Here is an 8,533-nt window from a genome sequence, read left to right as displayed (position 1 = left end):
GGACGGCCGGTCGCCGCGCGCCTCCAGCGCCTCGGCGGCCCCGCCGAACGCGGCCGCGGCCTCCTCCGCCCGGCCCTGCCGCTCGTACTTCCTGGCCCGGTCCAGCATCGCCCCGGTATCGGCCTGAAACGTCATGATCCCTCCGTATCGCGCCACCGTACCGGTCCGGAGGATCATGACGTGCGCCTTCCCGGCGCCGCGGCCGGGCGGCTCGGCGCGCGGGGGCGGGCGCGTCAGCCGGTGCGCGGAGGCCGGTGCATCGGCACGGAGGAGCGCGGCTCGCGCCCGTCCCGTGGCGGGCCCGTGACGACGAAGCCGTGGCGGGCGTACCAGCGCGCCAGCCGTGCGGGATCGACGTCGCCGTTGCCCTCGATCGGCTCGACGACCAGGCGGAGGGCCGCGCCCCAGGCGTCGGCGAGGGCGGTCACCTCGCGCAGCGCCGCCTCGGCCAGGCCCCGGCCCCGCAGCACGGGCAGGGTGCGGATCACGTCGAGCACCACCGGGTCGTCCGGGCCCGTCCAGACGAGGTGCAGCTCGACGTCCGGGTGCCTCCCCTGCACCCGGACGACGTCCCGGCGGAACCGGTCGTAGTCCGGCACACCTCCAGCATGCCGGACCCGGCCGGAGAGAGTCCTCCTGACCTGCGGTTACGGGGCGAGAGCGGTGAATTCAGCCCGAGTTCAGGGCAGGTCGAAGGCCAGCAGCACGTTTCCGCGGTCGCTCGGGTACATCGGCTCGTACCCGGTCTGGATGTAGAGCCTGCCGTTGGCGACCACCGCGCCGCCGTTGCCCGCGATCGAGCCGCCGCGCCCGACGATCCCGTTGGCTCCGGCGAAGTCCCGGATCGTGTCGTACTCCCACAGCACCGCGCCGGTCCGCGCGGAGTAGATCCGCATCTTGCCGTCGGTGCTGCCCTCGTACACCAGCCCCGGACTGGAGGTGACCGCCGGGGTGTGGGCCAGCACGCACTGCTCGGGATACTGCGCCGCGCCACCCCGGGTGCAGCCGTCGGCGGGGTTCGGCGTGGTCCACACCACCTTGCCGGTGGCCGGGTCCAGGGCGTTCAGCGTGCCGGGGTTGGCGTAGTAGGTGGCCGCGTACAGGTGCGTGCCGTCGTAGCTGGCGCCCCACTGGATGCCGGTGGCCCCGCCCAGCGGCGACGGGACGGAAAGCTGCCGCCGCCAGCGCACCTTGCCGTTCCGCGCGTCGAAGGCGTGGTAGACGCCGCTCTTCTGGCCGACCCCCACCAGCAGCCGGCCGTGCACCGGGAACAGGTTCGGGGTCGAGCCCAGGTCGAAGTCCAGCGCCGTGTTGTCCTTGAGGCCGGGACAATACCCCTCCCCGTCGGGGAAGTTGCACAGATCGCGCCAGCTGTCCACATCGGTGACCTGCTGCTTCCACCGCACCGCGCCGCTGACCGCGTCCAGTGCGAACAGGGTGTCGACGTCCCCGCCGTTCCCGGAGTAGTTCTGCCCGGTGCCGATGTAGATCGTGCCGGTCGACTCGTCGACGACCGGCGAGCCCCACACGCCCGCACCGGACGGCTCGTACCGGGTCGCGCCGCTGGGCCAGGTTCCCACCGCCCGCGGTTCGGGCATCGTGTAGCGGCGCCACACCAGCGCTCCGGTCGCGGCGTCGAGGGAGTCGATGTGCCCGCGGAAGGTGCAGCACGGGTAGTCCTTGTCGCCACCGTGCTCGGCGCTGGACGCGCCGATGTAGATCCGGCCCCGGTAGTACAGCGGCGAGCTAGTGTGCCAGCCGCGCGGGTGGGTTTCGGTGTGCACCGACCAGATCGGCTTTCCGGTGTGCTGATCCAGGGCGTACACGTAGCCGCGGCTGTCGCCGAAGAAGACCTTGCCGTCGGCGACCGCCGCCCCCGTCGCGCCGTTGAACGCGACCCCGTCCTTCGGGCTGGGTCCGCCCGGCCCCAGGTCGAACCGCCACTTCTCCTTCCCGGTCCTGGCGTCGACCGCATAGAACACGTGGTCCGGCCCGCCGAAGAACACGTCGTCGCCGACCACGGCGGGCTGGCTCTTCGCCCACGCCCCGGTCTTCGGGTAGGCGAACGCCCATTTGAGCCTTAACCGCCGCACGGTGCCCGGGGTGATCCGGTGTTCGGCGCGGCTGTACCGTGACCCGGCGGGATCACCCTGCCAGCTCGGCCAGTCACCGCGCGCCACGCCGGCGCCCTCACCGCCGGCGCCCTCGCCCGCGGTGGCGGCGGTCGTGCCGCCGAGCAGGACCACGAGGCAGTACAAGATCAGCAGACCACGTGCACGGCGCACGGGCACCACCTCCAAATCGTGAGATTCCCACCAACGTGACAGAGCCTCCGGATCATGTCGACCCACCATTTGTGACGAAGATCCGCGGCTTTCGGGCGCAGTCGTGCCGACAGGCGGCGTCGTCGCCGATCAGGGCGACGCCGTGCGCGGCGAGAATCTCGGGCTCGGGCTCCGGTGCTCCCCCCTCAGCACGTACGGCCCGAGAATGAAGACCGGAGGACGGTGGTCATCGATACGGCCTTCGAGGGCGTCCCGTGGCTCGACCCGTCCCAGTCGCCGATGCTGAACCGGGTGCGCTCACCGTGCGTTCTCTTGATCATCGGGGATCGCGGTGATCTCTACGCGGGTGTCGTGGAAGACGGGGCCGGCGCCGAGGTCGGTGTCGCGTTCGTCCACGACGGCGTTGGCGTTCGCGCCGCCGGAGAGCTTGGGCCAGTGGCCCTTGGAGGTCGCGGCGACGCCCGTCCTGACCTGGTCGGTCACCCGCAAGGTCGCCTCGAAGGCGCCCCGGTCGTTGGCCACGCGGACGCGCTGCCCGTCCCGCAGGCCGAACCTCTCCGCGTCGTCGGGATGGACGCGGACGGTGGGCCCGCCCGAACGGCGCCTCAGCTCGGGGTTGTTGGAGAACGTCGTGTTGAGGAACTCGTGCGAGGCGGCCGAGACGAGCGCCAGCGGGTAGCGGGCGGCGCGCGCCGCGTCAGTGACCTCGGCGGGCGGGGTGTACCCGGCGAGCGGGTCGGCGCCCGCCTCGGCGGCGCCCTCCGACAGGAACTCCAGCCGGCCGGAGGGGGTCGGGAACCCGTCCGCGTACGGGAGGAACGGCGCCGGGACGGACATCCGCACGAAACCCTCCTTGCGCAGCCGGTCCAGGGTGATCCCGGCCATCCAGGGGTGGTCGGAGGCCAGGAGCTGCTCGGCCAGCCGCTCGTCGGAGTCGTACAGGCTCGGCTCGTCCAGGCCCATCCGGCGCGCCAGCCGCCGGAACGTCTCCGACGTCGGCAGGCACTCGCCGGGCGGCGCGACCGCGGGCTCGTTCCACGTCAGGTACAGATGGCCGTAGCCCTCGTGCAGGTCGGCGTGCTCGTGCTGCGCCGTGGCGGGCAGGACGATGTCGGCGTAGTCGGCCGTGTCGGTGGGGAACTGCTCCAGCACCACGGTGAACAGATCCTCCCGGGCCAGGCCCGCGCGGACCCTGGCCTGGTGCGGCGTGCTGCCCACCGGGTTCGCCGCGATGACGAACAGCGCCTTCACCGGCGGGTCCCGCACGTCCAGCAGGCCCTCGCCGAGCCGGCTCATCGACAGCGTCCGCACCGGGCCCGGCCGCAGGTCGTCCCGGAACAGCGCCTCCTTGTTCAGCTTCACGTGCCCGGACGTCGAGAACGTCAGGCCGCCGCCGAGCCGCGCCCAGTCGCCCGTCACGCCCGGGACGGCGGCCAGGACGCGCAGCGCGGCGCCGCCGCCGGAGTGCCGCTGGAGGCCCTGCGTGGCGCGGATCGCGGTCGGCCGGGTGCGGGCGACCCGCTCGCCCAGCGCCACGATGCGCTCGGCGGGCACTCCCGTGATCTCCGCGGCCCGGTCCGGCGGGAACTCCGCGACGCGCTCGCGGAACTCCGCCCAGCCGTGCGTCCGGCGGGCGAGGAAGTCCTCGTCCTGCGCGCCGAGGCCGACGACGACGTGCAGCAGCGCCAGCGCGAGCGCCGCGTCCGTGCCGGGCAGCGGCGCCAGGTGCTCGTCGGCCTGCTGCGCCGTCCGCGTCCGGACCGGGTCGATCGCGACCACGTGCGCCCCGGCCCGGCGTGCCGCCTGCACGAACTTCCACACGTGGTGGCCGCTGGTCAGCGGGTTCGTGCCCCACAGCAGGATCAGCCGGCTGTGCGCGAGGTCCTCGGGGTCCATCCCGCCGGGCGACCCGAGCGCGGCCGCCAGCCCGGCCGTCCCCGCGGCCGAGCAGATGTTCGCGTCGTGCGCCGAGGCGCCCAGGACGTTGAAGAACCTCCGCCCCGAGTACCCCTCCAGCCCCTGGAGGTAGCCCAGGGTCCCGGTGCCCCAGTACGGCCAGACGGCCTCGCCGCCGTGCTCGCCGACGACGTCCGCCAGCCGCCCCGCGATCTCGTCCAGCGCCTCGTCCCAGCCGATCCGCTCGAACCGGCCCTCGCCCTTGCGCCCGGTCCGCCGCAGCGGGTACAGGATCCGGTCCGGCTGCGCCGCGCGTTCCAGCCAGCGGTTCACCTTCGTGCACAGCGCTCCGCGCGTGTACGGATGGTCCGGGTTGCCGCGCAGCCCGACCGCCTTCCCGTCCCGGACGGTGACGACCCACGAGCAGCCGTCGGGGCAGTCGAGCGGGCACGCGCCCAGCACCGGGAGCCCGGCCGGCATCAGACGTCCCCCTCGTAGCGGTCGGCCAGGTAGCCCGGCACGTCGCCGCGCTTGAGGACGTGCTCGATCCAGGCGCGCCGCTCGTGGTCGACCGCGGCGCCCTCCCAGACGCAGAAGATCGCGGGCGTCGGGTGGGGCGCCAGCGCCGCCGGGTCGTCCAGCGGCGCCGAGCACAGCCGGTGGTGGATCTCGTTCTCGGCGGCCCACCAGTCGTACAGGACGAAGCAGCGGTCGCCCGCCCGGTGGACGACCACGAACCCCAGCCCGTAGCGGTCGGGGCCGGGGCCGCCGCGCAGGACGGCGGGGGAGGGCAGCATGTCCGGCACGAGTCTCAGCGCCGCCTCGACCAGCTCGGCCGGGGGCGTCTCGCCCTCGGAGGTGATCCCGTACACCTTCAGCCGCCACCCGCCGTCCTCGTGGACGCCGAGCGACCTGATCGGCCGCGTCCGGTGCGGCCCCCGCAACGGCACGCTCCAGGCTTCCGCCACTTCGGTCATCCATCCTCCCCGGCACCGTGAACCCCACCAGTCTGCGGCATATCCTCACGAGCGTCACCCTCGGACGCACCTGACATCCCGAGGGTGTGCCGGGGTCGCGGCCACAGGACCGGGGTGGTTTCCTATGGGGCGAAGGAAACAACGCGTAGGGGGATACGGAAGTGAAGAGCGTCGAGCCTGAGGTCTTCCTCGTTGCGCGGCCCGAGCTGGACTACGACGAGGTGGCCCGGTACCTGCGGGACGTGGGCGGGGAGAGCTGGCTGGAACGGCTCGACCGGGGCGACCTCGACGCCGAGCTGAACGACCCGCAGAACCTCGCCGAGTTCGCGGGGCGGCTGTGCTACCGCTCCTGGGAGCCGGGACTCAACCCCAACGTGGTCAGGGTCCGCACCGACCAGGGCCAGTACCTGGAGAACATCCTGCGCAGCCTGCACGGCTCGGTGCTGGAGCACGTCAGCTTCAGCTTCGTCCTGCACAACGTGAGCAGGGTCCTCACCCACGAGCTGGTGCGGCACCGTCCGGGCGTGGCGATCTCGCAGGAGTCGCTGCGGTTCGTCCGGCTGCAGGACATCCCGTTCTGGTTCCCCGAGTGGGCCCGGGAGGACACCGAGCTGATGAAGCGCGCCACGGCCGTCCTGGAGCAGATGGAGGAGTTCCAGGGGTGGATGGCCGCGCACTTCGGGCTCGACGACGAGGGCGTGCCCTTCAAGGAGAAGAAGCACAAGACCTCGTTCATGCGCCGCTTCGCGCCCGAGGGGGTCGGCACCGGCCTGGTGTGGACGGCGAACGTGCGCACCCTGCGGCACACCCTGGAGAACCGCACCGCCCCCGGCGCCGAGGAGGAGATCCGGCTGCTCTTCGGGAAGATCGGCGAGGTGATGCGCCGGGAGGCCCCCGACCTGTTCGGCGACTACGTGGTCGAGGACGGCGCGTGGGTCCCGCAGTGGCGCAAGGTGTGAGCGGCTCCGGACACTAGGGGCCTCGCTCAGGGGAAGAAGCGGCGGGCGCTCGGGTGGTCCTGGGCGCCGTCCACCGGGATGTTCGCGCCGTTGACGCCGCTCGCCCGCGGCGACAGCACGAAGCAGGCGGCGGCGGCGACCTCGTCCAAGGTGACGAGGCGTCCCGCCGGGAAGTCCTCGCGGGCGAAGGCCGCGAACCGCTCGGGGTGCGCGGTGCGGAAGGCGTCCCAGCCGCCGCCCTCGAACAGCACCGACCCCGGGCTGAGGGCGTTCACCCGGACGCCGCGCCCGCCGAGCTCCTGCGCCAGCGCGGCGGCCAGGTGGATCTCGGCGGCCTTCGCGGCGGCGTAGGACGACTTCGGTCCCGGCTTCCACCCGGTGATCGAGGCGATGATCAGGACGCTGCCGCCGCCGGCCCGCTCGAAGTGCGGCACGGCCGTCCGCACGGCGTGGGCGGTGTGCAGGACGTTGACGGCGAACGTGCGGTCCCAGTCGGCGGGCGTGGAGTCGAGCAGGTCCCCGCCGGACGAGCCGCCCGCGTTGGCCACCAGCAGGTCCAGGCCGCCCAGGGCCGCGGCGGCGCCGTCGACCGCGGCGCCCAGGGCGGCGGGGTCGGTGACGTCCGCGGTGAGGCCGTGCGCGGTGGCGCCGCCCGCGCGCAGGCCCGCCACCGCGTCCGCCAGGCGCCGCTCGTCGCGTCCGCAGACCGCCACGGCCGCGCCCTCGCCGGCCAGGGCCCGCGCGATCGCGAGGCCGATCCCGGCGCTGCCGCCGGTGACGAGGGCGCGGGCGCCGGTCAGTCCGAGATCCATGCGCCGATGATCGCAGACGGGCGGGGCCGCCTCACCAAAAATCTACATTGTAAAGGCACCGGCCGGTGGCCGTCAGGTGCGGCGGACCGTGCGGACGCCCTCGCCCGGCCGCCACACCTTGATGACCAGCTCGTTGCCCTCGACGGAGGTCAGCACCGCCTCGCGCAGGTCGAGCCGGAAGGCGTGGAAGTCGCCCGGCGGTTCGTCGCCGGTGGTGTAGGACTCCTTCTCCGCCGGGTCGGTGATCTCCTGCGCCACGCCCGCGACCTTGGCGTCGCCGTCGCCGGACGGATGGGCGTGGATCGCGCAGCGGCCGTCCCGCCGCAGGTCACGGGCCTTCACCGCGCCCAGCATCGACCCGAACGACAGGTCGGCGTTCTGGAAGTCGACCTCCGATCCGCTGACGCGCGGCGACCCGTCCTTGCGCAGGGTCGCCAGAACATGGGTGTCGGCGGCGGCGAACCGCGCGCGCACCGTGGCGGCCAGCTCGGCCGCCTCCTCTTCGAACTGCTTCCATGAGGCCATCCGGCCAGCCTGCCCGACGGGTACGACGGAACGGCGGCGATCCGGCGCCCATGACCTGGGAGGTCATCGCCGCCATGACCGCGTGCCGGTAGCGTCGGGCCCGTGACGACGATGACGATGGCCCTGGGCGACGCGCGGCCGGTCGGGGACCAGCTGCGCGCGTGGCGGCAGCGCCGCAGGCTGAGCCAGCTCGAGCTGGCCTCGGAGTCCGGGGTGTCCACCCGGCATCTCAGCTTCGTGGAGACGGGCCGGTCGGCGCCGAGCCGCGAGATGGTGCTGCGGCTCGCCGAGCACCTGGACGTGCCGCTGCGCGACCGCAACCTGCTGCTCGTGTCGGCCGGCTACGCGCCGGTGTTCGGCGAGACGCCGATCGAGGAACCGCGGATGGACGCGGTGCGCGCCGCGATCCGGCAGGTGCTGGCCGGGCACGAGCCGTACCCGGCGGTGGTGGTGGACCGGTTCTGGAACCTGATCGACGCCAACGCCGCCGCCGGGCTGTTCACGGCGGGCGCGCCGGCGGAGCTGCTGGAGCCGCCGCTGAACGTGCTGCGGCTCAGCATGCATCCGGACGGCATGGCCCGCCACATCCTGAACCTGGCCGAGTGGCGGGCGCACATGATCGACCGCGTGCGGCGGCACGTGGCGCTGACCGCCGACGCGTCGCTGGCCCAGCTCTACCGCGAGCTGCGCTCCTTCCCCGGCGACGTGGGGGAGGCGATGGCGCCGCCGGCGGGTCACGACGTCTTCGTCCCGCTGCGGATGCGGATCGACGGGACGGAGCTGTCGTTCTTCAGCACCATCGCCACGTTCGGGACGCCGATCGACGTGACCGTGGCCGAGCTCGCGATCGAGTCCTTCTACCCGGCGGACGAGACCACCACGGCGTTCCTGCGCGACCGCGCGGCCGGGTGACCCCCCGAGCGCGCGGAGGAGCGAGGCGGCACGGTAACCGGCCCCGCTACGGTGCCGCCTCCTCGATGTCGATGCCCATCTCCTCGGCGATGCGCATGGCCTCCTCGATGAGGGTCTCCACGATCTGCGCCTCCGGGACGGTCTTGACGACCTCGCCCTTGACGAAG

At 73.4% G+C, this 8,533-nt stretch carries 8 protein-coding genes and 1 pseudogene; 2 read left to right on the top strand and 7 right to left on the bottom strand.

What is annotated here, in order from left to right:
* Positions 1-233: 233 nt before the first annotated feature.
* The 4 genes from E1291_RS35380 to E1291_RS35365 all read right to left on the bottom strand — a co-directional run bounded on the left by E1291_RS35380 (position 234) and on the right by E1291_RS35365 (position 5,158).
* Positions 234-599 (bottom strand): N-acetyltransferase, encoded by a 366-nt coding sequence (locus tag E1291_RS35380; protein WP_131742418.1) that lies wholly within the window; start codon positions 597-599, stop codon positions 234-236.
* Between the two features lie 81 nt (positions 600-680).
* Positions 681-2,285, bottom strand: coding sequence for an outer membrane protein assembly factor BamB family protein (locus E1291_RS35375; RefSeq protein WP_207401108.1), 1,605 nt, complete (start codon positions 2,283-2,285; stop codon positions 681-683).
* A 297-nt stretch (positions 2,286-2,582) separates the two neighbouring features.
* The gene (locus E1291_RS35370) at positions 2,583-4,661 is read right to left on the bottom strand and encodes a molybdopterin-containing oxidoreductase family protein (protein WP_131742416.1); all 2,079 of its coding nucleotides are present in this window, start codon (positions 4,659-4,661) and stop codon (positions 2,583-2,585) included.
* A complete protein-coding gene (locus E1291_RS35365) occupies positions 4,661-5,158 on the bottom strand; it encodes an isochorismatase (RefSeq protein ID WP_131742415.1) in 498 nt (165 codons plus the stop codon). The genes E1291_RS35370 and E1291_RS35365 overlap by 1 nt, the downstream gene beginning before the upstream one ends.
* Before the next feature lie 161 nt (positions 5,159-5,319).
* Between E1291_RS35365 and thyX the strand changes: the two genes are divergently transcribed.
* A complete protein-coding gene (thyX, locus tag E1291_RS35360; RefSeq protein WP_131742414.1) occupies positions 5,320-6,117 on the top strand; it encodes an FAD-dependent thymidylate synthase in 798 nt (265 codons plus the stop codon).
* Positions 6,118-6,143: 26 nt separating this feature from the next.
* On the opposite strand, the gene E1291_RS35355 is transcribed toward thyX, so the two are convergent.
* Both E1291_RS35355 and E1291_RS35350 read right to left on the bottom strand, forming a co-directional pair.
* Positions 6,144-6,929, bottom strand: a complete 786-nt coding sequence (locus tag E1291_RS35355) for an SDR family NAD(P)-dependent oxidoreductase (protein ID WP_131742413.1) — start codon at positions 6,927-6,929, stop codon at positions 6,144-6,146.
* A 72-nt stretch (positions 6,930-7,001) separates the two neighbouring features.
* Positions 7,002-7,454, bottom strand: a complete 453-nt coding sequence (locus tag E1291_RS35350; RefSeq protein ID WP_131742412.1) for a pyridoxamine 5'-phosphate oxidase family protein — start codon at positions 7,452-7,454, stop codon at positions 7,002-7,004.
* Positions 7,455-7,565: 111 nt separating this feature from the next.
* On the opposite strand from E1291_RS35350, the gene E1291_RS35345 reads away from it, so the two are divergent.
* On the top strand, positions 7,566-8,366 hold the full coding sequence (locus E1291_RS35345) for a helix-turn-helix domain-containing protein (RefSeq protein WP_131742419.1): 801 nt from the start codon (positions 7,566-7,568) through the stop codon (positions 8,364-8,366).
* A gap of 46 nt (positions 8,367-8,412) precedes the next feature.
* Here E1291_RS35345 and E1291_RS44390 read toward each other — a convergent pair.
* A pseudogene (locus E1291_RS44390) lies at positions 8,413-8,533 on the bottom strand (flavodoxin-dependent (E)-4-hydroxy-3-methylbut-2-enyl-diphosphate synthase); the annotation flags it as partial.

Origin of the sequence: Actinomadura roseirufa, assembly GCF_900659635.1 — a bacterium.
Taxonomy (GTDB): Bacteria; Actinomycetota; Actinomycetes; order Streptosporangiales; family Streptosporangiaceae; genus Spirillospora; species Spirillospora roseirufa.
The sequence above is the reverse complement of the archived record's forward strand: the minus strand, read 5'-3'. Positions and strand labels throughout refer to the sequence as shown.